At 30.2% G+C, this 25870-nt stretch carries 29 protein-coding genes, 1 pseudogene and 1 riboswitch; of the genes and pseudogenes, 4 read left to right on the top strand and 26 right to left on the bottom strand.

Annotated features, from left to right (window positions below):
* From CIW83_RS01750 to CIW83_RS01705, 11 genes and pseudogenes are all read right to left on the bottom strand, one after another.
* Complete coding sequence (locus CIW83_RS01750) at positions 1–663, bottom strand: HAD family hydrolase (protein ID WP_094898950.1); 663 nt, start codon at positions 661–663, stop codon at positions 1–3.
* 4 nt (positions 664–667) lie between these two features.
* The gene (gene ribE / locus CIW83_RS01745; RefSeq protein WP_094898949.1) at positions 668–1129 is read right to left on the bottom strand and encodes a 6,7-dimethyl-8-ribityllumazine synthase; all 462 of its coding nucleotides are present in this window, start codon (positions 1127–1129) and stop codon (positions 668–670) included.
* A gap of 16 nt (positions 1130–1145) precedes the next feature.
* The gene (locus CIW83_RS01740; protein ID WP_094898948.1) at positions 1146–2345 is read right to left on the bottom strand and encodes a bifunctional 3,4-dihydroxy-2-butanone-4-phosphate synthase/GTP cyclohydrolase II; all 1200 of its coding nucleotides are present in this window, start codon (positions 2343–2345) and stop codon (positions 1146–1148) included.
* 12 nt (positions 2346–2357) lie between these two features.
* Positions 2358–3010, bottom strand: a pseudogene (locus CIW83_RS24740) (riboflavin synthase).
* 6 nt (positions 3011–3016) lie between these two features.
* Positions 3017–3817: a bifunctional diaminohydroxyphosphoribosylaminopyrimidine deaminase/5-amino-6-(5-phosphoribosylamino)uracil reductase RibD gene (gene ribD / locus CIW83_RS01730; RefSeq protein ID WP_235601206.1), complete on the bottom strand. Its 801-nt coding sequence runs from the start codon at positions 3815–3817 to the stop codon at positions 3017–3019.
* Positions 3790–4104 (bottom strand): bifunctional diaminohydroxyphosphoribosylaminopyrimidine deaminase/5-amino-6-(5-phosphoribosylamino)uracil reductase RibD, encoded by a 315-nt coding sequence (locus CIW83_RS22565; protein WP_201259636.1) that lies wholly within the window; start codon positions 4102–4104, stop codon positions 3790–3792. The genes ribD and CIW83_RS22565 overlap by 28 nt, the downstream gene beginning before the upstream one ends.
* 187 nt (positions 4105–4291) lie before the next feature.
* Positions 4292–4408, bottom strand: a riboswitch (FMN riboswitch).
* Positions 4409–4685: 277 nt separating this feature from the next.
* Positions 4686–5801, bottom strand: a complete 1116-nt coding sequence (locus CIW83_RS01725; protein ID WP_094898947.1) for a DUF1648 domain-containing protein — start codon at positions 5799–5801, stop codon at positions 4686–4688.
* Between the two features lie 15 nt (positions 5802–5816).
* Positions 5817–6206: a GntR family transcriptional regulator gene (locus tag CIW83_RS01720; RefSeq protein WP_094898946.1), complete on the bottom strand. Its 390-nt coding sequence runs from the start codon at positions 6204–6206 to the stop codon at positions 5817–5819.
* Positions 6207–6281: 75 nt separating this feature from the next.
* Positions 6282–7511 carry a M48 family metallopeptidase gene (locus CIW83_RS01715; RefSeq protein WP_094898945.1) on the bottom strand — a complete coding sequence of 410 codons (1230 nt, stop codon included), beginning with the start codon at positions 7509–7511 and terminating at the stop codon, positions 6282–6284.
* 69 nt (positions 7512–7580) lie between these two features.
* Positions 7581–8996, bottom strand: a complete 1416-nt coding sequence (locus tag CIW83_RS01710) for a glycosyltransferase (RefSeq protein ID WP_094898944.1) — start codon at positions 8994–8996, stop codon at positions 7581–7583.
* Positions 8986–10149 carry a HEAT repeat domain-containing protein gene (locus tag CIW83_RS01705; RefSeq protein ID WP_094898943.1) on the bottom strand — a complete coding sequence of 388 codons (1164 nt, stop codon included), beginning with the start codon at positions 10147–10149 and terminating at the stop codon, positions 8986–8988. Before CIW83_RS01705 ends, CIW83_RS01710 begins: the two co-directional genes overlap by 11 nt.
* A gap of 140 nt (positions 10150–10289) precedes the next feature.
* Here CIW83_RS01705 and CIW83_RS01700 point away from each other — a divergent pair, with 140 nt between their 5' ends.
* Complete coding sequence (locus tag CIW83_RS01700; RefSeq protein ID WP_094898942.1) at positions 10290–12476, top strand: hypothetical protein; 2187 nt, start codon at positions 10290–10292, stop codon at positions 12474–12476.
* 97 nt (positions 12477–12573) lie between these two features.
* On the top strand, positions 12574–12930 hold the full coding sequence (locus CIW83_RS01695) for a hypothetical protein (protein WP_094898941.1): 357 nt from the start codon (positions 12574–12576) through the stop codon (positions 12928–12930).
* Positions 12931–12956: 26 nt separating this feature from the next.
* On the opposite strand, the gene CIW83_RS01690 is transcribed toward CIW83_RS01695, so the two are convergent.
* The 7 genes from CIW83_RS01690 to proC form a co-directional block, all read right to left on the bottom strand.
* Positions 12957–13955: a 3-oxoacyl-[acyl-carrier-protein] synthase III C-terminal domain-containing protein gene (locus CIW83_RS01690; RefSeq protein ID WP_094898940.1), complete on the bottom strand. Its 999-nt coding sequence runs from the start codon at positions 13953–13955 to the stop codon at positions 12957–12959.
* A gap of 176 nt (positions 13956–14131) precedes the next feature.
* On the bottom strand, positions 14132–14980 hold the full coding sequence (locus CIW83_RS01685; protein WP_094898939.1) for a hypothetical protein: 849 nt from the start codon (positions 14978–14980) through the stop codon (positions 14132–14134).
* 10 nt (positions 14981–14990) lie between these two features.
* Complete coding sequence (locus tag CIW83_RS23505) at positions 14991–15341, bottom strand: hypothetical protein (protein ID WP_235601193.1); 351 nt, start codon at positions 15339–15341, stop codon at positions 14991–14993.
* 53 nt (positions 15342–15394) lie between these two features.
* Positions 15395–15688, bottom strand: coding sequence for an ATP-binding cassette domain-containing protein (locus CIW83_RS23500; protein WP_235601192.1), 294 nt, complete (start codon positions 15686–15688; stop codon positions 15395–15397).
* A complete protein-coding gene (locus tag CIW83_RS01675) occupies positions 15688–16050 on the bottom strand; it encodes a GntR family transcriptional regulator (RefSeq protein WP_094898938.1) in 363 nt (120 codons plus the stop codon). The genes CIW83_RS23500 and CIW83_RS01675 overlap by 1 nt, the downstream gene beginning before the upstream one ends.
* A 129-nt stretch (positions 16051–16179) precedes the next feature.
* Positions 16180–16893 carry a LiaI-LiaF-like domain-containing protein gene (locus CIW83_RS01670; protein WP_094898937.1) on the bottom strand — a complete coding sequence of 238 codons (714 nt, stop codon included), beginning with the start codon at positions 16891–16893 and terminating at the stop codon, positions 16180–16182.
* Between the two features lie 197 nt (positions 16894–17090).
* Positions 17091–17873: a pyrroline-5-carboxylate reductase gene (gene proC / locus CIW83_RS01665; RefSeq protein ID WP_235601191.1), complete on the bottom strand. Its 783-nt coding sequence runs from the start codon at positions 17871–17873 to the stop codon at positions 17091–17093.
* A gap of 249 nt (positions 17874–18122) precedes the next feature.
* On the opposite strand from proC, the gene CIW83_RS01660 reads away from it, so the two are divergent.
* Together CIW83_RS01660 and CIW83_RS01655 are read left to right on the top strand one after the other, a co-directional pair.
* Positions 18123–18698, top strand: coding sequence for a hypothetical protein (locus CIW83_RS01660; RefSeq protein WP_094898936.1), 576 nt, complete (start codon positions 18123–18125; stop codon positions 18696–18698).
* A gap of 18 nt (positions 18699–18716) precedes the next feature.
* Positions 18717–19583 carry a S41 family peptidase gene (locus CIW83_RS01655; protein WP_158219980.1) on the top strand — a complete coding sequence of 289 codons (867 nt, stop codon included), beginning with the start codon at positions 18717–18719 and terminating at the stop codon, positions 19581–19583.
* Between the two features lie 39 nt (positions 19584–19622).
* On the opposite strand, the gene CIW83_RS01650 is transcribed toward CIW83_RS01655, so the two are convergent.
* The 8 genes from CIW83_RS01650 to CIW83_RS01620 form a co-directional block, all read right to left on the bottom strand.
* Positions 19623–19916 carry a hypothetical protein gene (locus CIW83_RS01650; RefSeq protein ID WP_201259635.1) on the bottom strand — a complete coding sequence of 98 codons (294 nt, stop codon included), beginning with the start codon at positions 19914–19916 and terminating at the stop codon, positions 19623–19625.
* Positions 19917–19981: 65 nt separating this feature from the next.
* The gene (locus tag CIW83_RS01645; protein ID WP_094898933.1) at positions 19982–20323 is read right to left on the bottom strand and encodes a hypothetical protein; all 342 of its coding nucleotides are present in this window, start codon (positions 20321–20323) and stop codon (positions 19982–19984) included.
* A gap of 22 nt (positions 20324–20345) precedes the next feature.
* Complete coding sequence (locus tag CIW83_RS01640; RefSeq protein WP_094898932.1) at positions 20346–21551, bottom strand: cation:proton antiporter; 1206 nt, start codon at positions 21549–21551, stop codon at positions 20346–20348.
* Positions 21552–21815: 264 nt separating this feature from the next.
* A complete protein-coding gene (locus tag CIW83_RS01635; protein ID WP_094898931.1) occupies positions 21816–23063 on the bottom strand; it encodes a dicarboxylate/amino acid:cation symporter in 1248 nt (415 codons plus the stop codon).
* Positions 23064–23082: 19 nt separating this feature from the next.
* Positions 23083–23928 (bottom strand): diaminopimelate epimerase, encoded by an 846-nt coding sequence (gene dapF, locus CIW83_RS01630; RefSeq protein WP_094898930.1) that lies wholly within the window; start codon positions 23926–23928, stop codon positions 23083–23085.
* 77 nt (positions 23929–24005) lie between these two features.
* Positions 24006–24134, bottom strand: coding sequence for a hypothetical protein (locus tag CIW83_RS24155; protein WP_255374248.1), 129 nt, complete (start codon positions 24132–24134; stop codon positions 24006–24008).
* 8 nt (positions 24135–24142) lie between these two features.
* Positions 24143–24964, bottom strand: coding sequence for a ribonuclease Z (locus tag CIW83_RS01625; RefSeq protein WP_235601190.1), 822 nt, complete (start codon positions 24962–24964; stop codon positions 24143–24145).
* A gap of 111 nt (positions 24965–25075) precedes the next feature.
* Positions 25076–25843 carry an IclR family transcriptional regulator gene (locus tag CIW83_RS01620; protein ID WP_094898929.1) on the bottom strand — a complete coding sequence of 256 codons (768 nt, stop codon included), beginning with the start codon at positions 25841–25843 and terminating at the stop codon, positions 25076–25078.
* Positions 25844–25870: the final 27 nt, after the last annotated feature.

The following is a 25870-nucleotide window of genomic DNA, read 5'->3' as shown; positions in this document are numbered from 1 at the left end:
TTAATTAATTTCCTCAATTATTTCTTTTATTTCTAAAATATTATGGATTAAAAAATTTGAATCCTTAAGTTCACCTTCTTTTCCAAATCCATATTTACAGCCAATGAAAACTAAGTTATAGACCTTAGCAATTTCCATATCCTGATACCTATCTCCAACTACTAAAAAGTTTCCATTATATTTTGCCTTTATTGCATGAAAAATATCATATTTAGGTATAAATCCAAATTCTTCTGTACAATAGAAATCTTTAAAGTAATTATCCAAATTAAAACTTCTCCTCTGAGCCTCCATATATTCTATTTTACAATTGCTGAGAAATATTAAATTAAATCCCTTCTCTTTTAAATATTCAAGAATATCTATTGCCCCTTCATAAAGTTCGGCTTTATTTTCATTTATGCATTGAATCATATATGAGCCTATTATATTGCTACATTTCTTCTTCTCATCTTCTGGCAATTCTGGCATAAATTCATTCCACATTTCCTTGCTGCTAAATCCAATCCATTTACTTATCTCATTATCATCCCATAATCTTTCTTGTGCATAACCTAACTCTACTAGATATTTATAGGCTTGTCTAAATCCTTGACCATATATTATCATGCTATTATGCAATGTACCATCATAATCAAATATAATATTTTTTATCTTATCCATAGTTTTAGAAGCTTTTTAACAGATTTGCCATTTCTATAGCTGATACTGCTGCATCATATCCCTTATTACCTGCTTTAGTTCCAGCTCTTTCTATAGCTTGTTCAATACTATCTGTTGTTAATACTCCAAAGATAACTGGAATTTCTGAGCTTAATGTTACGCTGGCAATACCTTTTGATACTTCAGCACAAACATAATCAAAATGCGGTGTTGATCCACGAATTACAGCACCTAAACATATCACTGCATCATATTTATTGCTGTTTGCCATTTTTTTAGCTACTAATGGAATTTCAAATGCACCTGGCACCCAAGCTACCTCAATATACTCATCTTCTACACCATGTCTCTTTAAACCATCAAGAGCACCGCCTAATAATTTTGAAACTATAAATTCATTAAATCTACCTACTACTATTCCAACTTTAATACCTTGTGCGACTAAATTTCCCTCAATTATTCTCATTCTAATTACCTCCACCTTAATATTTTAATATATGATTCATTTTCTTCTGTTTTGTTTTTAAATAAAATTCATTTACCTCGTTATGATTCATTTGAATTGGTACTCTTTCAACTATTTCAATATCATAGCCTGATAAACCATTTATTTTCCTTGGATTATTAGTCATTAACTTAAGTTTTTTAATTCCTAAGTCATTTAGTATTTGAGCTCCTATGCCATATTCACGCATATCAGGAGGGAATCCAAGTTTAATATTGGCTTCAACTGTATCAAATCCTTGATCCTGTAGAGCATAAGCCTTTAGTTTATTAATAAGTCCTATACCTCTACCCTCTTGTCTCATATATAGTAGTACTCCTCTCCCTTCTTCTGCAATTTTTTCCATTGCCGCAGCATATTGTTCCCCGCAATCACATCTTTTTGATCCTAAGGCGTCTCCAGTAAGACACTCTGAGTGAATTCTTGCTAGAATTGGTTCACCAGTTGTTATATCACCCTTTACTAGGGCTACGTGGTGTTCACCATTTATCTTATTTATGAATCCATATATTTTAAAATCTCCATATTTTGTTGGCATTTTTGTTTCAACAACTCTTTCAATTAATTTCTCCTTATGTCTTCTATAAGAAATTAAATCAGCGATTGTTATAATTTTTAGTCTATGCTCCTGCGCAAATACCATGAGTTCTGGAGTCCTTGACATAGTGCCATTATCATTCATTATTTCACAAATTACTCCAGCTGGCTTTAATCCCGCTAGCTTCGCTAAATCTACTCCTGCTTCTGTATGACCTGTTCGTCTTAGGACCCCACCTTCTCTTGCCTTTAGCGGAAAAATATGTCCTGGCCTTCTAAAATCATCTTTCTTTGAACTTTCATCTAATACTTTTTGTATCGTTAGAGCCCTTTCATAGGCTGAAATTCCTGTAGTAGTATCTACATGGTCTATAGATACTGTAAAGGCGGTTTCATGATTGTCAGTATTATTCTCAACCATAGGTTGAATTTCAAGTTCTTTTATTCTTTGTTCATCTAAAGGCATACATATAAGCCCACGCCCATACTTAGCCATAAAATTTATATCCTCTGGTGTAGTTTTTTCAGCTGCCATTAATAAATCCCCTTCATTTTCCCTATCAGGATCATCAACTACTATTATCATTTTTCCTGCTTTAATATCTTCAATAGCTTCATCAATGCTATTAAATTCAAACATCTTAATCCCTCCTTAAATGAATCCATTAATCTCTAGGAAATCCTCATTTACTCTGCTATTAACTACCTTATCTTGTTTCTGTAGACCCAATAATTTTTCAACATACTTACCTATAAGGTCACATTCTAGATTTACTTTGTCACCTCGTATTTTGTCTAGGAGTGTTGTATTTATACTAGTATGTGGGATTATAGAAACCTTAAATACATATTCATCTACATATGCTACAGTTAAGCTAATTCCATCAATTGCAATAGAACCTTTTTCAATTATATATCTAAGTATGTCTGGTGAAGCTTTATAGTAATCCAAGTAGCATTATCTTCTTTTTCTCTTGAGATTATTTCTCCTACTCCATCTATATGACCGCTTACTAAATGTCCTCCTAGCCTTTTATCCAGGGCCAATGCTCTTTCCAAATTTACATAACTCCCTATTTTGAGAACTCCTAGATTACTTCTTCTTAGGGTCTCAACCATAACATCAGCCTCAAAGCTATTGTTGTTTATCTTTGTAACTGTTAAGCATACTCCATTGGTGCAAATACTATCTCCTATGAAAGTTTTGTCTAAAACCAAAGATCCGGAGATTGTAAGTGTAAATGATCTCTCTCCTCTTCTTATCCCTTGAACTTTACCTATTTCTTCTACTATTCCTGTAAACATTTTAAATCACCGCCTTATATAACCTTCTATCAATATATCTTCACCTATAGTTCTATAACTTACCCTATGAAGTTGAAATGCGTTTATTAAGCACTCAACTCCACTACCGCTCACTGGTGTTTTTGATTTGTCTCCTCCGATTATCTTTGGAGCAATATAGACTTGGACCTTATCAACTATAGATTGTTCAAGAGCAGAAAAGTTAAGGGTAGAACCTCCCTCAAGAAATACACTATCAATATTTTCCATAGCTAGCTTTGACATAAGTTCTTGTAAATCTACCTTTCCTTTTAGACTTTCAGTAATTAATACCTTAACCCCTTTGTCTTCAATTTCAATTTTCTTTCTTATATCTGCCTGAGGCGTCGTAGCTATTATGGTTTTTGCTATATGCTGCTTACCTAAAACCTTAGAATCTATAGGTATCCTAAGACTACTGTCTACTATTATTCTTACAGGGTTATTACCATTTTCAATCCTACAAGTTAATTCTGGATTATCCATTATTACAGTATTCACGCCTACCATAATTCCTGCCACTTGATCCCTAAGGCGATGTACATTATTTCTCGACTCAGAACAGGTGATCCACTTTGACTCACCTATCTTAGTTGCGATCTTCCCATCTAAGGACATGGCTGTTTTCATTATGACAAAGGGCTTTCTTTCTACTATATATTTCATAAATATTTCGTTTAACTCTCTGCATTCCTTTTGTAAGATTCCTGTTGTAACCTCTATACCTGCATCTATGAGTTTTTGAACTCCTCTACCTGAAACTAAAGGATTAGGGTCAAGTGAACCAATGAAAACCCTATTGATTTTTTATCAATTATTTTATCTACACATGGTGGGGTTTTTCCGTAATGAGAGCATGGTTCTAGTGTTACATAAAGAGTAGCTCCCTCTACATCTTCAGTTGCATTTTGGAAAGCCTTTACTTCTGCATGTGCTTCGCCATAGCACTCATGATATCCTTTACCTATTACTTTATTTTCTTTTACTATAATTGCACCTACCATAGGATTGGGATTGACCTTTCCTCTACCCTTTTCAGCTAATTCTAGTGCTAACTTCATGTATTTCTCGTGCATAAAACACCTCCTATTCATACTAACTGAAACAAATTTCTAATATAAAAGCCTGATTACAAAAATCAGGGCTTTTATATTAGGAATAACTAATATTCTTAATATAATCTTAATAAAATGGCTCTGAAATATATAATATTTCAGAGCCTAGTACACTAAAAATTGATAGTATTGATTTACTAAGATTCATATTGTTCTTCTTTCATCCAGACTTTACTGTCGGCTTCGGAGTTTCACCGAATCATGCCTATCTAAGGCTCGCGGCTATACCGCCGGTAGGGAATTGCACCCTGCCCTGAAGAATTATTTAGTTTTCAAGGTCATTATATAAGATTTATTTTATTATGTCAACAGATAATTAAAGTGATGGTCCCCATCACTTTAATCTATTATGCAACTCTATTATTTTATTAGAATCTTTGTAATTTATTATGAAATACGCTTTTTTCGTCTTAATGATTATATATGGTGATTTGTTTTCATGAATTCTTGGTATAAGGAAATACTACTTAAAATATCTAATACCAATTCCTGCAAAACTAAACAATACAACTAATAGATGCAATATATACATATTACTCTCTCTATTCAACTAATAATAATATCACTATAATCATTACAAAAGGTAAAATCATAAAAAACATTCCAAAAGGTCTTCCTGCATTTACAGTCCATCCTATTCCTATTCTCTTTTCTACAAATATCGAGGAATCATCTGGATTATAATAAATTGTATTTCCCAATTTCCATAGCCTATCATCATCGATATCATATCCTTTGGAAGTGTTTTCCTCTTCTTTTAATTTTATCCTATCTCCACCTTGCCCCAATACTATGCTCAATGTTATAGACCCTATTATTATAATTCCATAGATTGTAAAACTGTAAATATTAAATAATTTCATATTTGAGAATAATCCTAATGTCATCATATTTAAAGCTGTAAATAAAATCTCTATTAAAGTTAGTGTAACAATAAAATAAATAGACCATGCCTTTCTGAATATAATATTCTTTTTTAAAGAAATTTCAGGATCATTAGGATTTATTTGCTGCTTCGATCTTATCATAAAATAATAGGATATATATACTATTACGGCCATCAATGCTTGTGTAAGAGGCATTAATAATGCAGCAAACATAGATTTATTCATATATCCATCTACGTTTCCATTAAGGTCCCAATGAGTTGGAATCTTCTCTGGTAAAGATGGATACATAATTAAAGATAATACTGTACTTATTAATATCATAATTACTGGGACTAAAAACCATCCTTGAGATACAGTACTGTTTTTCGCCCTATCTCTACTAAACTTAGTATCTATAACAACTACTCTTCCTTTCAGCTTATCCCATTCTTTTTCTTTCTTTAGTTCTTTTGACTTTTTATTCCATCTTATATATATTAAAAAAAGTATTCCTATATAAAGAAATACAGACAATGTAAATATATGAATATTATCTATATAATATATTAAAAGAGAAATGATAACCAAAACAGGTATTCCAACAATAAGATTTTCCCTTTTAAATCCCTTAATAATGTTCTTAACCTCATCTGTTTCCATCTTTTCTTCTGGTATTTTCACTCCAAGAAGTATATTTTTTCTTGTTATTCTAGGCATTAATATTTGCATTATAAGCAATATCAATAATACAACTGAATTAAATAATACCATAACTATCCTCTCAGACATGCTGTCACCCCCATACTATCTATCTTCTTTATCTTTCAGTTTGTCATAAAATCCACTACAAAGTTTTAAAAATTCATCTTTTTGGATTCCCCTATTTTTACTATCTGCTATTAAATAGTCTAATTCATTTTGAAGTATATTCATATAATCATCATTGACCTCTGGTAATCTATCCTTTATCATAGCCCCTTTTCTTCTATCAATAATCAAATATCCTTCATTTTTTAATATATTATATGTCTTATTTACAGTGTGAAGATTGATTCCAATATCTCCACCTAATTGCCTGACTGAAGGGAGCTCTTCTCCCAATTCTACTTCACCAGTCGCTATGCCTATTATAATCTGCCGTCTTAGCTGTTCATATATTGGCATTTCTGACTCAAAGTCTATTTTAAGTAACATAGTTTTTCATCCTCTCAAATTGTTATATATATTATATAACGATTCTTTTACCAATACAAGAAAAAACCTCTTGAGCTAATCAAGAGGATAATTTCTATAAAAATCTACTCTCTCCTCTAAAGTAGGATGAGTATAATACCATATCTTAAATATATTACTTGGTCTAGGTAATCCTAAACTCTCCTTATATAATTTTTCCATGGCAGATATAGCTGATTCTCTGTCTCTTGTAAGCATTATTTCATAGGTATCTGCTTCAATTTCCATCTCCCTTGAGAGATAATTTGTAATTGGCGACCCAATAAAAGAATAAAAATTAAGAACCAAAATTAAAAGTGGTATTGCTGCTATATCATGAAGTTTTCTAATACCAAAGGTTCCATTTGATAAGTTGAGTATCCAAGTAGCAGTAATATAAACTAAAAATAGTAATAATACAGTACCTAAGCTGCTAAAAATAATATTCTTCCAAATATGCCCTTTCACATAATGACCTATTTCATGAGCCGTTATACTAAGAACCTCTTTTTCCTCTAGATTATTGATAGTCGTATCCCAGAGAACTATTCTTTTTGAATGAAATATCCCGGTCATATAGGCATTCATAGTTTTAGTATCTCTACTCTTATCTACCTTATATATTTTTGCATCTTGTATATTTGCCTCTTGAAGTAGTTCCGTTATTTGTCTTCCTAATTTTTCATTTTCCATGGAGGTATATTTATTGAATATAGGATCTATAACAAAAGGAGAAATAAATACCATAAATATAATAACAGGTATAGCTAAAAATGATAGTTGTAACCACCAAATCTTAGGACTTCTATACATAAGATAAAATGGAATAAATATGAAAAATGAAATAACTAAATCGTTTATCAAAAAACTTTTTAGGGCAACCTCAATCCATCTTCCAAAGGTCTGATTAGATAGCCCATATTTATGCTTTAAGTAGAAAGAACTATAATAATCTAAAGGAAGATTTACTAAAAACATTATGGTAAAAAAAATAATTCCATATAGTAATCCTGTGAAAAATAAGGATCTATTATTATCTACATAATACCTTATTCTATAGGATAATCTAGATGTCAAAAATAATAAAGGTATAAGGAATTGAAGAACTAACCTAATGGCCCATACTTTTAAGCTGTCCTTTCTGAGATTATAAGCATTCTCAGGCAAATCTGGATATTCTGTTCTTATTTTATTCATATTTATATATTCACTAACTAAAACACCCCCAATAAAAGCTAATAAAAATATAAAAAATAAAATAATTATCAACTTTAGTTTACTATTCATAATATCACCCCTATCAGTATCTTTATCCTTTAATAATAGTTATTCTAAATTACTCTAGTTTATGATTCCTTAATTGTCAAACTCTTTTCTTTGAATTTGACCCCATTCATTTTGTTTTCTTTTATAACCTACAAATGCTTTTGCTCTCCACCATGTAGTCAACTGTCTATATCCAAAATTTTCAACAATTGCATAAAATACCATCTTTAAATAATCTCCTACCCTATTATATTTCATAAAATTATACTCTTCTAACATAACTGAAGCTAAAGACAAAAATACTCCATATAGTACTGAAATTATGAAAAATATAATTGCAAACTCATAGCTTAATAATCCTAAGAAATATGATGCAATAACCGTTACATATCCCAATACTTCAATAATAGGACCTATCATTTCAACTAGCCAATAATATGGTATAGCTAAAATACCTATAAATCCAAACCTTGGATTTAAAAACATATCTTTATGATTAATCAAAGAATCAATTAAACCTCTATGCCATCTAATCCTTTGAATTTTTAGAGAATTAAAGCTTTCAGGCGCTTGAGTCCAACATACAGGATCAGGTACAAATACTATATCATAATCTATTTTTTCTTCTTTCAAATACTTATGGACTTTTATAACAAGCTCCATGTCTTCACCTATGGTATTTTCAGCATAACCGCCAACCTTCAAAACTATATCTTTTTTAAATACCCCAAATGCTCCAGAAACTATCAGCAAACTATTTAGCTCAGACCAACCCATTCTTCCAAATAGAAATGCTCTTAAATATTCTACGGTTTGTAATATTGCTATAGGTTTTTTAGACAAGGAAACCTCCTGTATAAATCCACTATTTATCTTTGATCCATTTACTACTCTAACAATTCCACCAGTAGCAACTACTCTATCGGGTTCATCTATAAAAGGTCTAACCACCTTTATTAAAGAGTTTTTTTCTAATATGGAATCTGCATCTATTGCTGTAAATAAGGGATATTTACATATATTAATACCTACATTTAATGCATCTGCCTTTCCACCATTTTCTTTATCAACCACTGTTAAATTGGGTACTCTAGAAGACAAATAAATCCCTCTAACTTCTTTTGTGTTTATATTTTTTCTATATGGACTATCTAGTTTTTTTAAATCAAAAGCTTTTCTAAGTGTATCCAATGTATTATCTTTTGAACCATCGTTTATAACAACTATTTCAAACTTATTATATTCTATACTTAATAGGGACTCTATATTATCTACTATAGTTTTTTCTTCATTACAGCATGGAACAAGTATAGATACTGGTGGTACATAAATAGACGCTATCATCTGATAGTATGGCCAGTTCTGTAACTTATATCTATATTTTCTTATTCCTCTTACAGCTAATAATATTAATATAGTGTTAAAGATATTTATGAATATAAAATAATATAACGCAAAATTATTATAACCTAAAATTAAATTTGTAATGATTATCCTAAGATTCAACTAAAGCTCCCCCATTTATTGATTTCTCATAACTAACTATATTATTAAAAATATAATCATACTTTACATATGCTTTGATTCTATCAAATAAGCTATATAGTTCGATTTCTCTTTGAAGTATACCCCAAGCCCTATCTTTTGCAAATTTATCAGAGCTATATAACATTTCTGAAAGTGCAACTACACCATTTTCTCCTAACCTTAATAAACTCTCAGACGAATTAAACCTAACAAACCAATTCAAATCTTCTACCATCTTTTTTAAAATCATAATTTCTTCATGCCCGCAATCATTATATTCACCAAGTGCCTTTGCAAGAAATGCTCTTACTTCCCATTCATCATCATCTTTTAACATTTTTATATCAGATATAATATCTTTACAATCTAAATAACCAATTTCAATAACAGCCTTAAGTCCTGATATCTTTAATTCCTTTTCGCTAGAGCTAATTGCTTGTCCAATATAAGGAAATACTCTTTTATCCTTTCTATTACCTAAAGCTTCTAAAGCCAATACCCTCTTAAAAATATCTGTACCTTCTAAGTATTCTTTCATTTTCGGATAAATATCTTCTTCATATATGAGAGATATCAAACCTAGGATTCTAGACTTCATGATAAAATCATCAACTCTTAATATATCAATTATTATGTCTATATAATCAATTCCACCTACTAGTATTAATGCTCTACATATAACATAGGATAATTCTTTGTTTGACCTATCTATATTATTTATGAGCTCCTTTGCAGCCTCTTTAGCTCCTATTTCTCCCAGAAAATATGCTGCAATTGCCTTTCTTGCCTCTGAACCATTATTCAAATACTCCATCTCAATTTTTACTAGTCCAACTTCTCTAGCAATTTCTAATAATCTATCTTGTTGATTCTTATTACTTCTATTAAGAGATTCTAATAAAACTGATTTAAAAATTAAAAGTTCTCTTCTTGTACTTATCTCTGGAATATCTTCTATATTATTTGATATGAAGTCCTCAATAATGTTTTCATAATATCTTCTACTCTTTTCATCCTTTTTTCCTATCTTCTTATCTAGAATCTTATGTATAAGTAAAAATATAAACATTATTATATTTAATAACAATAATGTATATACTCCATAGATCACAAATTGAATTTTAAAATTCATAATATTCATCCCCTTATGTGATATAATGTAGTTAAAATATAACTCATTATATATTCCCTTTAATAATATTTCAAAACAGAATAATTATCAAGTTTGTAAAAGGGTATATATTAAAAAAATTAGCAAAGAGGGGATGCTTTATGAGGAAAAAATCTATTATTTTAATTAGTATCTTTATTTTACTACTTATCTTTTCTTTTAAATATCTTAAAAAACAGCCATCTGAAGTATATTTAAATAATGGAGTTAATTTCTCTAGTAAAGTAAGTGGAAATAGATTCCAAGTGTTAAAAGATGGAGAATGGCAAGATATACTTATCAAAGGTGTAAATATCGGAATGACAAGACCTGGAAAATGGCCTGGAGAAGCTGGAATATCTAAAGAAGAATATTCTAGATGGTTTCAAGCTATTGGAGAGATGAATGCCAATGCTATCCGTACATATACCATCCATCCCCCGGAATTTTATAAAGAATTGAAAAGGTATAATGAGAAACATGAAAATAAAGTTTACTTATTTCAAGGAGTTTGGATAGATGAGGAACCATTAGAAGAGACATTAGATGCATTTAAATTAGATAATATGCTACCCTTTAAAGAAGAGATAAATAGAATTGTAGATGTAGTTCATGGAAATATAACTTTACCAGAAAGACCTGGACATGCCAGCGGGAAATATACTGCCGATGTATCTCCTTATGTAATCGGATGGATTTTAGGAATAGAATGGTATCCATATATGGTAGATAACATGAATTCTACTAGAATGGACAAAGGAGATTATGATGGAAATTTTGTATATACAGAAGGTGCAAAACCTTTCGAAAATTGGTTAGCTGATATAATGGATCATACTCTAACATATGAAATGGAAAAGTATAAATGGCAAAGGCCTGTTAGCTTTACAAATTGGGTAAGTACAGATATGTTAAAACAGTCTTATGAACCTTTGGAACAAGAAGATATAGCTAGTATAAATCCCAATGTAATTAAACTTAAAAATATAGAAACTGGATATTTTGCTTCTTATCACGTATATCCTTATTATCCAGACTTCTTAAACTTTGATCCAAAGTATACTAAACATATAGATCATAGAGGCAAAGCAAATAATTATGCTGGTTATTTGCAAGATCTTATCAAAGCCCATGAAATACCTGTTTTAATAGCTGAATTTGGTATTCCCAGCTCTAGGGGTATGACTCATGTAAATGTTCACGGCTGGAATCAAGGCTTTATATCAGAAGAAGAACAAGGAAATATAGTAGCAAATCTATTTGAAGATATCGTCCATGAGGGCTATCTAGGTGGAATTATATTTACTTGGCAAGATGAATGGTTTAAAAGAACTTGGAATACAATGGATTTTGATAATCCCGATAGAAGACCTTACTGGTCCAATGCTCAAACTTGCGAACAACAGTTTGGTATCTTAGGCTTCGATAGATATAAAATCAGGGTTGATGGAGATATGAAGGATTGGAAAAAAAATAAAGCCAAGCCAATCTATACTTCTGATAAAAAAAATACTGATAAAATCAAAAACGTATATATGGATCACGACGAGAGATATGTTTATTTTGCCATAGAATATAAGGATTTAACCTCTACTTCCTTAGATACATTGATTTTCTTAGATACAAATCCTGAACAAGGTAATACAACAAATCCCTACAATCAAAACATCTTAATGGAAAGTGACTCAGAATTTATAATCCAAATTAAGGACATAGGTGATTCAAGAGTTGTAGTAGATAGCTATTATGATTCCTATTATTATCAATATGGGAAGTTATTAAATATGTTACCAAGTAACCCTTTATTCGAAAATAAAGATAATGGATTATATAATCCTATAAAACTAGCTTTAAATAAGGAAATAGTTATACCAAAAACAAAACAAAAAATACCATTCAATGATTATGAAACAGGACTATTAAGACATGGTAATGGGAATCCTGATTCACAGGATTATGATTCTCTTGCAGACTATTATGTAAATAAAAAAGAGAATTTAATTGAAATAAGAATCCCTTGGCTTCTTATAGGCTTCACAGATCCTAGTACTAAAGAGATTATGGGTGATATATATGTAGATGGATTGGAATCAAGAAAGAATATTGATGGAATTAAAGTCGCTATAGCTACATTTGATACAAAAAAACCTGAGTTCTTTGATTCTTTTCCTAGACTAAAAGATGGAAAGATACCTAGTAATGAAATATATCTATATACTTGGGATGAATGGAATGAGCCTATTGTGGAAGAAAGACTTAAGAGATCATATTATATATTGAAAGATAAATTTAGTAAATTTGAAAAATAACTTCCTTTCTGCCAAATTCCCCCATTTCTGTAAAATATTGAAAGTTTTTGTATTTTTATATATAATGAAAATATCATACATAAAGGGGGTGTTTTCATTGTATAAAATCGAAGTAAATGAAAGTAAAAAAGCATTTATTGTAATAGTAGATGGATTTATACAAGAGGAAGAAGGAATGCAATTCTTAACAGACTATAAGAGTAATGTTTCTAAAGTAAATCCTAAGGAATATTCTATGATTATAGGCGGAGAAAATTTAGTTGTTTCAAAGCAAGAAATGCTTCCAGTTCTAGGACAGGCTATATCCATGTACATGGATACTGGTTTTAAAAGATACTTTGGAACTTATCCTAAATCAGCTATAGCAAAAGTTCAACTTTCTAAAATTGTAAAGGAGAAAAACTTTGATGTAACATTCAAAGATTCTGTAAGTGAAATACTTGAAATCCTTTAAAAAAATTCCTCCATATGGAGGAATTTTTATACTCTATAGAGTAAAGCTGTCATTGAATATCCTATACCAACTGTACAAAATATAATATAATTTGAGTCATTAATCCTATTTAGATTATAAGCCTCATTTAATGCAAAAATGGGACTTGCTGATCCAGTATATCCATATTTATCTGCAATAAATGTATATTTATCTTTAGGATTCTTTACCTCTAATAGTCCCAGCGTATTCTCTATATCTTTTAAAGAAAATTGAGAAAATATAAAATGACTAATATCACCAACTTCTAGACCATTTCTTTTTACTAGCTCTTTTATTAAATAGCTCCATTTTTCTGTAAAAAAGCTAACATCATGAGAAATAAACAAAGCTTTCTTATCCTCTACATCAATATCTTCATTTAATATATTACTCATTCCACATACTGGAAGACGCATTTTGTCATTAAGAAAAGATTCTGTTAAATATATAGAATCTATTATTCCACTATTATCTTTCACCTCTTCTTTTCTAAGGATTAAGCATGCTGCCCCATCCCCAGATGTAGCTCTTATTACTGCATCATCTTCTCTTGAGAAGAAATTCATCATTTGTCCTCCTAAGATAATAGTTGTTTCTATATCTTTTGAGGCCATCATATATTTTCCTGCATAATCCATTGCGCTAACCATAGATAAGCAGTTATTATTAAAATCAAAAATATTATTTGCATTTACTGTTCCTAATTTACTATGTAAAATTAGTGAATTTGAAGGAGCTAAATATTCAGGATTATCAGAAGCAAAAATTAACATATCAATGTCTTCTGGTTTTATGCCTGCTTTTTTAATAGCTTGCTGTCCTGCTATAACACACATTTCTATAATATTCTCATTCTTTGTCTTATAAAGCTGATTTCTTCCTAGAGTCTCCATCAATCCTCTGACATCAATTCCTTTAGAATCAAAGTTCTCTAATATCTCTTCTTTTGTAATCTTATTTTCTGGATGATAGATTGAACTTGATAAAATTTTTATGCCTTTCATTAAATGTCCTCCTTAGAATCTATTTATCTGCTATTTTTAATTTTACCATATTTTTCCTGGAACGTACTAGTGTCTTTAGTCCTATAGAAAAATCTAATACCTAGTATAAAAAGATAACCAATAAACTAACTATTGTTTTAGTCAGTCTATTGGCTATTTCTGATATCAAACTACTCCTATAAATCTATTTTCTTTTCTATTAAATATCCTGTAGTTAAAAAAGCACCTATGCTAATTACTATCAATGATAAAACACCAAATATATTTATATATGCATCAAAATTATTTCCAAATACTATCACTTGACCCATAGTAACGTTTGATAAAAAGTTTAATTCATAAGAATGGAATATCTTAAAACTATCTAAACTCAAGAAATATGGAATTGCTTCACTAACACTGTACATTAAATAACTAGATAGAGAACTTAATATTATAAATATTATAAACCATAGTCCACCAATTTTCTTGTTTCTTACACTTACACGACTTAAAGCCATTGAAAAATAAATTAAAATTAAAGTCATTATAGCTGACAACCCAGACACTATTCCTACAGATAAAAAACTTGAATTTACCATTCTAATTGCTTCTTTTATAAAGTTTACAAAGTCTGACCACTGAGGACCATAAAGAATCATAGCAAATAATAAATTATATAAAACTATTGAAACACCTAAGGTTGTAAACCAAATAATTGCTACTATTAGCTTTGCTCCTAATATTTTATTACCTGTAAGGGGCAATGTAAATGTTAAATATCCTCTATCTTCGTATAATTCTTTTCTAAAGGAACCTATAATCTGAAAAAATGCAGTTAGAAAAGCTCCAAATATGACTAACATAGATATAACTAACATAAATGCTCCGAAACCTCTAATCTCTGTTCCTGAACCCGTCATATCAAATTTTATTTGTTTAGATATATTAAGTTGTATAATAGTTGAAGCAATTAATACTATTGCTATTATACCTAATATAAATTTATAACTTCCTTTTATTTCATATTTCATATATTTTCTCATTTTACCCCTCCTATTCTCCAAATATTTCTTTATAAAGGTCATCTATTTGCATACCTTTTTCTTCTCTTAAAGTTTCAGCATTGCCTTCTAAATAAACTTCTCCTTCTCTCAGAAACACTACATCATCAAAAATATTTTCCATATCTCTAACTAAATGAGTGGTAATAAGCATTGTACTTTCTTCATTATAATTCTTTATTATTGCATCGAGTATCTGATCTCTAGCTACTGGATCTACTCCTGCAATAGGTTCATCCAACACATATACTTTAGCATTTCTTGATAAGACTAAAGTAAGATTTAGTTTTTCTGTCATCCCTTTAGAAAGGGAATTTATCTTCATATTTCTATCTAATTTCATAAATTTTAATAATTCATAAGCTTTATTTTCATCAAAATCATTATAAAAGTCTTTTAAAAATTAATAGCTTCTTGTATATTCATCCAGTTGTATAGAAAATTTCTATCTGGTAAATAGGATACTATGGATTTCGTATAGACTCCTGGTCTCTTTCCATCTATTAGTATCTCACCTTTAGATTCTCGAAGTATACCTGTAATAATTTTTATCATAGTGGTTTTTCCACTACCGTTAGGTCCTAGTATCCCAACAACTTTTCCTTTTTTAATATCTAAAGATACATTATTTAATGCCTTTTTATTAAAATAAGATTTAGTAAGTCCTTTGATTTCTATAATATTTTCCATTATTTCGCCTCCCTTGCACTTTCATTAATTAACTCTATAATTTCCTCTGGAGTAAATCCTAAGGATTTCATATCTGTAATAAAAGACTTTATCACATTTGAAGCCATATTCCTTTTTAAATCTTTTATTACTCCTTTGTCCTCTATAACAAATGTACCCATACCTCTTTGCGTAAATACTAGATTTTCTCTTTCAAGTTCTTGATAAGATCTTTGTATAGTATTTGGATTTACTTTAAGTTCTGTAGATAATTCTCTAACTGATGGCAATTTGTCTCCCCCCTTTAATTCCCCTACTACTATTCTCTTTTTAATCAAATTCATAATCTGAGTATAAATTGGTAAATTATCATTAAATATCATTTATTTCACCTCACTCATTATTGTCTTAGTGTATTAATTACATAGTACACTAAGTTTCTTTATATGTCAAGAGTTATTTATTAGAATTTTATGATTCCCCTGGCAACAAAAAAATAAGCCTCTTTAGGCTTATTTTATATCCATTCCACCAAACATGACAAAACATTTAATTTTCAATAAAGGTGCATCTGGATCTCCATTATATCTTGTTTTATTACTCCATCCTCCTAGTAAAGGAAAGCCTGTTACTTCAACTCTCCAGCCATCTGGTACAAAAATTTCTACTCCTGCCATTATAGCATTTACTTCTATATGAGCCTCATTGTTATAGAGCTTTGCCCCTCTTAGATCTATGTCAATACCACCCATTACAGCAGTAGCTCTGCCTCCCTTAAACTCTTGTGATTGATTATTTGTTTCTATCCCAGACATCATTACAAAGGCATCAATGGTATCTTCTAATGTTATATTTCTGTTTGAACTCCATGAATTATGACTAGATTCGCTTGAATCATTGCCAGTTGTGATTTCTACAAATCCACTTCTAGAAAAAATAATTTTCAGTCCTACTAAAATTAATACAATAGGACCTATTAATCTATAAAGATTTATATCTACTAAATCTAATCTATCAATTTGAATCATTGCACCTATAATTATCATTATTGTATTACCAAATTTAGATGATTTTCTATCTAAAAATCCTAATAAGCCTACTAAAATTAATATACTAGGCCAATAAAGACTAAATATCTCACCAAAAGAGATAATAGCAAACTGATCTAACAAAAACCCTGCACCAATTAATATTAGAATAATACCCCAAAAATACTTACCATTCATTTTTCAACCCCCTTTTTAGTGAATAATTAATAACTAAAAGTGAATAGTTAAATTCAACTAATAACTAATGGTGAATAGTGAATAGTTTAGAACTTAAAAGCTATGAAGTCTTTTAATCTTTTCAACTATTAATTATTCGCTCTTAACTATTCACTACTTTTACCTATTCACTATTCACTATTCACTTTCACTATTCACTATTCACTGATTTTTTTTGATTTTTCTGCACATACCCTCATTGCTTCAATAATTGCAGACCTAAACCCCATCTCCTCTAATTTGGCTACTGCTTCTATTGTTGTTCCCTTAGGGGAGCATACATTATCTTTTAATTCACCTGGGTGAATTTCTGTATCCAAAACCATCTTAGCTGCACCAAGTACCGCTTGAGCTGCCATCTTATATGCTTGTTTCCTTGGTATACCTTGCAGTACTCCTCCATCAGCCATGGCTTCTATCATCATATATACATACGCAGGAGAAGAACCACAAAGAGCAGTGAATCCATCCATTAAGTTTTCATCCAAAATCTCAGTTCTTCCAAAACTATTAAATATACTTATAATTTCTTCTCTCATCTCCTCATCTATTATTCTATCATCAAAGGATAAAGCTGTTACTCCTTCTCCTACCATGGCTGGGGTATTAGGCATAGCTTTAACTACTAATATATCTTTACCCAAATTCTTCTTCATATAATCTATGCTAATACCTGCCGCTATAGTAATAACTATAACTCTTTCCTCTATCTCATTCTTTATTTCTTCCAATACTAATTCATGCATATAAGGCTTTACTGCTAATATTAAATAATCTGATTCTCTAGCAACTTTTTTATTATCTAAAGTAACATTAATTCCATAATCCTTTTCTACTTTTTCTAAAGTTTCTTTGGTTTTCGCTGACACTATTATTCTTTCTGGTGCAATTAAATTTGATTTTATCAGCCTCCTATCATTGCCTTTGCCATATTTCCGCATCCTATAAATCCAATAATTTTATTCATTCTATAATACCTCCGTAAATTCACTATTTACTATCCTTTTCTACTAATATATCACACTTCTAGCAAATTTAGTAAGAAAATCAGCTATAGACCCATTTTTTATTAAGTCCTATTAATTTGTAAATCCATTGACAAGGTTGTCTATTTGTGAATATAATAACTTATAGGATATTCTATTTTAACAAAGCTAATAGAAAGTTTTCCTTTTCAATGAGGTGATTTTATGAATAAGATAAAACTTTTATCTATATTTCTAATTATATTAGCTATTGTTGTACTCAGTTTCAATATTAAATATATCAAGCTCGACAATAAATACTTGTCTGAAATAAAATCCCAATTTAACAACTTTCTTTATAAATATAATGATTTCACCGATGAACTACCTGTAATAATTCATAAAAATGATAATAATCCCTGTGAATATCTATCTTCTATAGACAAAGATAAAGCAGTTGAAGATGTAGAATACTTATTTAGCTTGTTAAAATTTGGTTATTCGGGCTATGAATTTTTTGGAGGAGATAACACCTTCATCTCTGCTAAAGAAAATATTCTCTGGTCTGTAATAGCCTTAGATGGTGATGATATATGCGTAGACAAATTTCTAGATATTATCTATTCAGAGCTTAATTTCATACAAGATGCTCATTTTGACATAGGAAATTATAAGCTATGTAATTATACTAAATATTTTAGTAGCAGAAAATTTACATTTCATAAGGATGGTATTGGCTTTTATACTATTATAGATGACACATTATTTTATCTTAAAAGTATCAATGACAAAGAACCTTGAGATTATATTAAAAAATCCTTGGACGAGGATGGTAATATAGTATATAAACTTGGAATTCTATCCGATACAAATGATGTTTCAATATCTCTACAACTTCTATTGGAATCTAATGGATATACAAGAAAAGAAAATGTAAGTCTATTTGAATATCTGCCAGTAGCAAAAGATAAGACTAATAGCTATAGATATTATGAAATAGATAATATTCCTATATTGGAAGTAAATTGTTTATGTAGGGTTACTCCTGAAGATAATACTATTGAGGATTTTATAGAAGATAGTAAGAAGTTAAAAGAAAAGGATAATATAATTATAGATTTACGAAATAACAATGGCGGCAGCTTAATTAGTATGGAGGAATGGTATGAAGGCTTTACTGGAACAAAGCTTAGAAAAGATATAGTTGAGTCAGGCCTATATACGAATACAAGCATTAGTCTATCTAAAGATAAATTTGAATCAAAGAAAAATGAACCTGATGATGTGAAGGATAAATGTCTAGAAAAAATATCTAGTTATGAAGATGAAGAATATTATCCAGGTTGGAGTCCTATAGAATATGAAGATTTTAGACCTGTGGAAAATAAAGCAAATATATTTATACTAGTAGATAAAAATACATCTTCTGCTGCAGAATTTTTTACCTATTATTTAAAAAAATTAGATAACGTAACTATAGTCGGAACTAATACAAATGGTTGTATGCTGACAGGAAACTGTAACTCTACTTATCTTCCAAATTCTAATATACCTATAAATATATCTCATAAGATATATTTAAATAAAAATTTTACTAATATTGATGGTTTAGGGCTTTCTCCAGATTTATGGATAAAACCAGAGCAATCTTTAGATAGAATAGTTAAATATATAAATAATATATAAAGATACCTCGACTCTTTTATAGTCTGAGGTATCCTTATTCTACCTTCTAATTTTTTGTGCCATGGGATCTGATAAAACCTCGTATCCTCCCATACTGGCCGCCGTTATCATAAGTGCATTGATGATTGAAACAATTATCCCTTGAATGCCATTAGAACTTCTTGCAAATATAAAAGTAAGTATCAAAGCTACAACAAATGCATATAATCTCACCATTGAATCTCCGAATTTCTTTTTTACTATGGATTTAGTAAATTGGACTATGACTGTCACCGCAGTCGTCAGACCTACAAAGGTCCTTAAAATATCCACACTCATAAAATCATTGAACAATTGAGCCCCCTCCCCGAATTGCATCTTTATATGATTTTATGATTATAATAAAGAGGATATTCCTATTAATCTCTCATTCCATAGATTTTTCCAACTGGTAAAGTAAACATCAATCCTACTCCAGGCTTTTCCATGTCTCCTAATATTTCCTTAACAGCCTTAACAGCATCATTTAATACATTTTCATCTTCAATAACAGTAAATATGGTTTTATTATATGGTCTCGAATCATCAAGCAAGTTTCTTAATGCTCCAAAAAATGGTAGATCCTTACCGCCATTAGTTAATGCACTTCCCATACCTTGACTATCTAATATAGTAGCTCCCCTTACACCCACATCTACAAATGCATCTAGAATTTCATCTAAATATTCAACTTCATTAAGGACTAAAAATAAAATATTCATATTCTCACCTATCCTTTCCAGTTTAAGCTGTTATTTGCCTCTTACTCTTTTTTCTTGACATACCATCTACTTCTCCGGCCTTTGTAATTGCAATTTTGGCTAATATTGGTCCTACTATTTCATATACTAATACACTAAATAATATTACTGTAATTATACCATCACTAAGATGGGGCAATTCCTTTCTAACCACCATAGATAATCCTATGGAAATTCCACCTTGAGTAAGTAAGCTCATACCCAAATACTTAACTATTTTTTCCTCAGAACCTACTGCTTTTGCCCCCAAAGTTGCCCCTATATATTTACCAGTTGCTCTGGCTATAATATATCCGATCCCTAATATTCCTACGGTAAACAATACCTTAATATTTAAACTGGCTCCGGCAATAGTGAAAAACAAAAGATTAACAGGCGGAGTAAATTCATTAATTTCATTAAATACTCTATGTGCATTTCGTTTTAAATTAACTAAAGTAGCTCCTACCATCATACATGTAAGTAAAGGAGAAACATTAAAATAATTAGCAGCTCCAGTGCTCAGTAAAATAAATCCTATGGTCATAATGAGCAATTCTTCATTATGTTTTGCTTTCTTTACTACATAAGCCATTACTACACCTATTACAAATCCCAATAGAATAGAACCCATTATTTCCAATAAGGGATTCATAATAATTTGTACTATTGAGTACTGCGCCACCCCTGAGAACATCTTTGCCAATGATAAACAAACACCAAATACCATAATACCTACAGCATCATCAAGAGCCACTATCGGCAGAATAGTTTTAGTTAAAGGTCCATTTGCCTTTAACTCTCTAATAACCATTACAATACCTGCTGGTGCAGTTGCAGCAGACATACTAGCTATCATCAGACTAAACTCTATAGTTTGATTAAGTAGAAAATACATCATTAAAAAAACCACAGTAAAGGCTCCTATTACTTCAGCTATTGTTATTAATAATACATCTTTTCCTACTTTTTTCATATCCTTTATTAAAAATTCATTTCCAATGGAAAATGCAATAGCTGCTAAAGCCATTTCATTAATAATGTTAAAAGATTCAATATCAGTTAAATTTACTAAGTTGATAAATGATGGTCCAATTATTAAACCAGCAACTATGTACCCTGATACATTAGGAAGCTTAAAATAATTAGCTACTCTTCCTCCCACAATACCTACTAAAATTATTATACCAAGCTTAAAAAGCAAATCCAATTAGCCATTCCTCCTCATTTATTTTTTTGTTTATTATATAAACTCTTTCGAGATAGTTAAAATTAAATCCATACAATTTTCAAATTAAACCCATACACATTATACAATATAACAAAGGCCTCGTCAAAGTATAAAAAGCCTTTATTGAAAATCACTTAAAGTCAGGTTTATATTAATAAAAAATAGAACTTTCCTATTTGTTATAACAAAAAAAGATAAGTAAACTTAATTACTTATCTTTTCAATCAAATATGTCTATATTGATTAAGCTCTTATAGTTAATTTTTTCTTTAGCCAATCTTTTCCTTCTAATATTCTAGTCACCATCATTGCTGCAACTGTATCTCCAGTTACATTTATCATCGTTGCTGGCGGGTCTACAAGATACCCTATAGTTGCTATTATAGGAAACGCTTCCATTGGAAAACCATATAGATTTACTATGAGCATTTCACCTATTAATCCTCCACCTGGAACTCCTGACATTACTACCCCAGATAATACAGATATAATTATAGCAGTTACATAAGTACTCATACCCATGAAAGGTTTGCCATATATTCCAAATAAGAAGGATATCTTTAGTATTGCTGATAAACAAGAACCATCCATATGAGCTGTAGCTCCTATAGGTAATACAATATCTCTTATATCCTTTGGCACACCCATTTTTTCTGTTGTTTCTAAATTTACAGGAAGAGTTGCTATACTAGATTGAGTCGCCAATGATGTAATAACTACAGGAAATATATTTTTAAAGTAAATTCTTACTCCGTCTTTGCCTCCTGCATAATATGAATAAACGAAAAATGCTACAAAGAAGTATGCTATACAAATTGGATAATATACTATCATTGCTCTGGCATAGGAACCAAGTAGTTCAGGACCAAAATCACCTATTAGTGCAGCAAAGTAGGCTCCAAGCCCTATTGGTGCATAATACATTATAATTGAAACCATCTTTAAAAATACTTCTGATAAAATATTAAGAGTTTCCCCAAGTTTTTTTGTCTTCTCTCCTAAAAGACTTACACATATTCCGAAGAAAATAGAGAATATAATCAGTGGGAGCATATTTTTTCTAGAAATCAGCAATGGGAAATCCGTCACTGTTAAGGCTGCAACTATCTGATCGCCTGTGCTTAGTGGCTCTATATCTTCAGCCTCGGATAATTCAATATTAACTCCTTGAGCTGGTGGAAAAATCTTAACTGTAGTAATCATTATAATTGATGCAATAATTCCTGTAATTATAAAAACTAAAAGCATATTTCCAATAATTTTTCCAAGTCTTTTCATATCCACCATACTGGATACAGCAGATGAAATAGTTAAAAATACTAACGGCACTACAATTGTAAACATTAAATTTAGGAAAATATCTCCTAAAGGTTTTAGAACTGTAGCCTTTTCTCCTAAAACCAGACCAATAATACTACCTAAAATAATTGAAGATAGTAATATTAATGGAAATTTATAATTTTTCCAAATATTGCTTTTTTTCTTTCCCATGTCGGACCCCCTTAATATTTTATTTGTTTAATTCATTTACAAATTCTCCACTAGCTATATGAGTTGCACTACCAGTCATGAAAATTTTATAATTTTCCTCTAATTCTACAATTAAACTACCACCTTCAGTATTTACATTAACTTTGTTACCTAGCTTATGCAGAAGATTTCCTACAACTACAGAAGCACAAGAACCTGTACCACATCCTAAGGTTCTACCAGCCCCTCTCTCCCAAGTATAAATATTTATATTGCCATAATCAATGATTTTCACAAAGTTTACATTGGTTTTTTTAGGGAACAATGGATAATTTTCTATCTTTTTTCCTAAATCATTTATATCAATTGACTTTATATCTTCTACAAAAATAACTACGTGAGGTACGCCTACTGTTAATGCAGAAAATTTATAGTCTTCTCCGTCTATGGATATTATTTCTTCTATAACCTTTTCTTTATCCATCGTTATTGGAACTCTACTTCCTTCAAATATAGGTTCTCCCATATCTACTTTAATCATATTTGCCTTTCCTGATTCATCCGTCTCTATTGTAATATATTTTATGCCTGCTAAAGTTTCTATAGAAATAATTTTCTTTTTAAATATATCATAATCATAAATATACTTAGTAAAGGATCTGATCCCATTACCACACATTTCTCCTTGAGAACCGTCTGAATTATAATAAAGCATCTTTATATCTGCTATATTACTTTTCTTACATACCATAATACCATCTGCGCCAATACCAAAATGTCTATTACAGACTCTTAAAGCTAATTCATTATAATCTTTTTGAGTATCTTTTATCCCATTGAATAAGATAAAGTCATTACCTGCTGCTACATATTTATCAAATTTCATATATATCACTCCATTTATATGTAATAAATATATATAATAATATCACAATTTTTATATTGTATCTATACTTGATTCTATTACTCCTTAGGAAACATCAACATCTTAGTAAATCCATCATATCCTATAGTTGTATTTTCAAATACTCGAAGAGCATTTGACTTATATAGCTCTGGTTCATCAATAGAGGCACTAAAATGAGTAAGCAAAAGTTCTTCTACCTTCCTTCACGAGCTAGTTCTGCTGCTTCACTAAAAGTCATATGTTTATTCTTTATAGCCTTTTCCAAATCTTCATCATCACCATAGGTTCCCTCACATATAAATAAATTACTTTCATTTATAAAATTTGGAATTGTATCTATTGACCTTGTATCAGTTATATAACTCAATTTTATTCCTTTTCTGTCCTCTCCCAGTACCATGTTGGGAATATATTTTTTTTCGTTGTATATTACACTCTCACCTTCTTGAAGCCTTCCCCATATCTCCTTAGGTACTTGATTCAACCTCGCTTTCTCTGGATAAAACTTAGGTTTCCTTGTTACGTAAAAACTATAACCTATACATGGAGATGAATGGTCTAGCTCTAAGGTAGAAATAATAATATCATCATTAGAATATCCTTTACTATCTTGTCTTATTTCCATGCTCTCAGCCAATATATTAATACCTAAAGAAGTCCTAGGATTTTCTATTATATCTATACTATAGGGGAGATAGGGCATGGATGACATAAGCCCTCTTAGTACGTATTCAGTCCCCTTAGGCCCTATTATAATAATAGGTTCAGTCCTATTACTATTGCCAATAGTTGAAAGAAGCCCCGGTAATCCAAATATATGATCTCCATGAAAATGGGTTATACATATTATATCAATAGATTTAAATCCTGTTTTAAAATTCCTCATGGCTACTTGAGTTCCTTCTCCACAATCAATGAGGATTTTTCTCCCCTTATAACTTATAATCATAGAGGATAAAAACCTATTGGGCATAGGCATTCCACCTCCACTCCCTAATAAAACTATATCAAGCAATAGAATCTCTCCTTTGATAGCTAAAATAATTTTAATTATTCATTAGTATGCCCTATAATAAAGTCACCTATCATAATACCTAGGTGACTAATTTCTTTAGCTATCTTAACTTTAATATAGATAATTCCAAGATTTTTCAATCTCTGTTACAGTTTTAAGTAAATTGTCTTTTAGATAATCAAATCCTTTATAATCTAATCTTGAAGTTGGCCCTGAAATACTAACCGCAGCTACTATACTCTCTTCAGAATCCTTTATAGGAGCTGCAATACATGTAAGTCCATATTCGTACTCCTCTTTATCATATGAAACTCCTTCATTTTCTATATTCTCTTTTAACTCTAAAAATTTCTCTAGCTCAACTATTGAATTTATAGTTCTTGATTGTGGTTTATTACTATTAAAATATTGTCTCAGTTCTTCATCTGAATATCGGGAAAGATATAGTTTCCCCATGGCAGAACAATTTAATGGACTCACAGGTATAAGCTTTGATACTAGATAAAAATCTTCACCTTTTGCATTATATACAGTCATGACAAAATCTTCATATGGAATACCTAGATTTACACTTTCTCCCACTTCCTTTGCCAAGGAATCAATATAAGGAGTGGCAATTGTTGAAATATCAATATCTGATTTTACTTTTGAACCATATTTGATAAAGGACTTACCTAAGAAATATTTATCAGCATCACTTTTTTCTACAAATCCCCATTTACTCAATGTAAATAATATTCTATAGACAGTTGCCTTTGGAAGCTCTAATTCCTGAGATATTTGAGAAATACCTACTTTGTCAGTAGAATTATACATAAAATTTATTATTTCAAAAGCTCTATCTATCATTGGAATTATATAGCTATTGTCATTTTCCATAAAATTCTCCTTTACTAAAAATGTTGT

Origin of the sequence: Tissierella sp. P1, assembly GCF_002266425.1 — a bacterium.
GTDB classification, from domain to species: domain Bacteria; phylum Bacillota; class Clostridia; order Tissierellales; family Tissierellaceae; genus Tissierella; species Tissierella carlieri.
The sequence above is the reverse complement of the archived record's forward strand: the minus strand, read 5'-3'. Positions and strand labels throughout refer to the sequence as shown.

Excerpts from the sequence above, each read along its gene's own strand:
- CIW83_RS01750 (WP_094898950.1), bottom strand. The coding sequence starts at position 663 with ATGGATAAGATAAAAAATATTATATTTGATTATGATGGTACATTGCAT.
- ribE (WP_094898949.1), bottom strand. The coding sequence starts at position 1,129 with ATGAGAATAATTGAGGGAAATTTAGTCGCACAAGGTATTAAAGTTGGA.
- CIW83_RS01740 (WP_094898948.1), bottom strand. The coding sequence starts at position 2,345 with ATGTTTGAATTTAATAGCATTGATGAAGCTATTGAAGATATTAAAGCA.
- CIW83_RS22565 (WP_201259636.1), bottom strand. The coding sequence starts at position 4,104 with ATGCACGAGAAATACATGAAGTTAGCACTAGAATTAGCTGAAAAGGGT.
- CIW83_RS01725 (WP_094898947.1), bottom strand. The coding sequence starts at position 5,801 with ATGTCTGAGAGGATAGTTATGGTATTATTTAATTCAGTTGTATTATTG.
- CIW83_RS01720 (WP_094898946.1), bottom strand. The coding sequence starts at position 6,206 with ATGTTACTTAAAATAGACTTTGAGTCAGAAATGCCAATATATGAACAG.
- CIW83_RS01715 (WP_094898945.1), bottom strand. The coding sequence starts at position 7,511 with ATGAATAGTAAACTAAAGTTGATAATTATTTTATTTTTTATATTTTTA.
- CIW83_RS01705 (WP_094898943.1), bottom strand. The coding sequence starts at position 10,149 with ATGAATTTTAAAATTCAATTTGTGATCTATGGAGTATATACATTATTG.
- CIW83_RS01700 (WP_094898942.1), top strand. The coding sequence starts at position 10,290 with ATGAGGAAAAAATCTATTATTTTAATTAGTATCTTTATTTTACTACTT.
- CIW83_RS01690 (WP_094898940.1), bottom strand. The coding sequence starts at position 13,955 with ATGAAAGGCATAAAAATTTTATCAAGTTCAATCTATCATCCAGAAAAT.
- CIW83_RS01685 (WP_094898939.1), bottom strand. The coding sequence starts at position 14,980 with ATGAGAAAATATATGAAATATGAAATAAAAGGAAGTTATAAATTTATA.
- CIW83_RS23505 (WP_235601193.1), bottom strand. The coding sequence starts at position 15,341 with ATGAAATTAGATAGAAATATGAAGATAAATTCCCTTTCTAAAGGGATG.
- CIW83_RS23500 (WP_235601192.1), bottom strand. The coding sequence starts at position 15,688 with ATGGAAAATATTATAGAAATCAAAGGACTTACTAAATCTTATTTTAAT.
- CIW83_RS01675 (WP_094898938.1), bottom strand. The coding sequence starts at position 16,050 with ATGATATTTAATGATAATTTACCAATTTATACTCAGATTATGAATTTG.
- CIW83_RS01670 (WP_094898937.1), bottom strand. The coding sequence starts at position 16,893 with ATGAATGGTAAGTATTTTTGGGGTATTATTCTAATATTAATTGGTGCA.
- proC (WP_235601191.1), bottom strand. The coding sequence starts at position 17,873 with ATGCGGAAATATGGCAAAGGCAATGATAGGAGGCTGATAAAATCAAAT.
- CIW83_RS01660 (WP_094898936.1), top strand. The coding sequence starts at position 18,123 with ATGAATAAGATAAAACTTTTATCTATATTTCTAATTATATTAGCTATT.
- CIW83_RS01645 (WP_094898933.1), bottom strand. The coding sequence starts at position 20,323 with ATGAATATTTTATTTTTAGTCCTTAATGAAGTTGAATATTTAGATGAA.
- CIW83_RS01635 (WP_094898931.1), bottom strand. The coding sequence starts at position 23,063 with ATGGGAAAGAAAAAAAGCAATATTTGGAAAAATTATAAATTTCCATTA.
- dapF (WP_094898930.1), bottom strand. The coding sequence starts at position 23,928 with ATGAAATTTGATAAATATGTAGCAGCAGGTAATGACTTTATCTTATTC.
- CIW83_RS01620 (WP_094898929.1), bottom strand. The coding sequence starts at position 25,843 with ATGGAAAATGACAATAGCTATATAATTCCAATGATAGATAGAGCTTTT.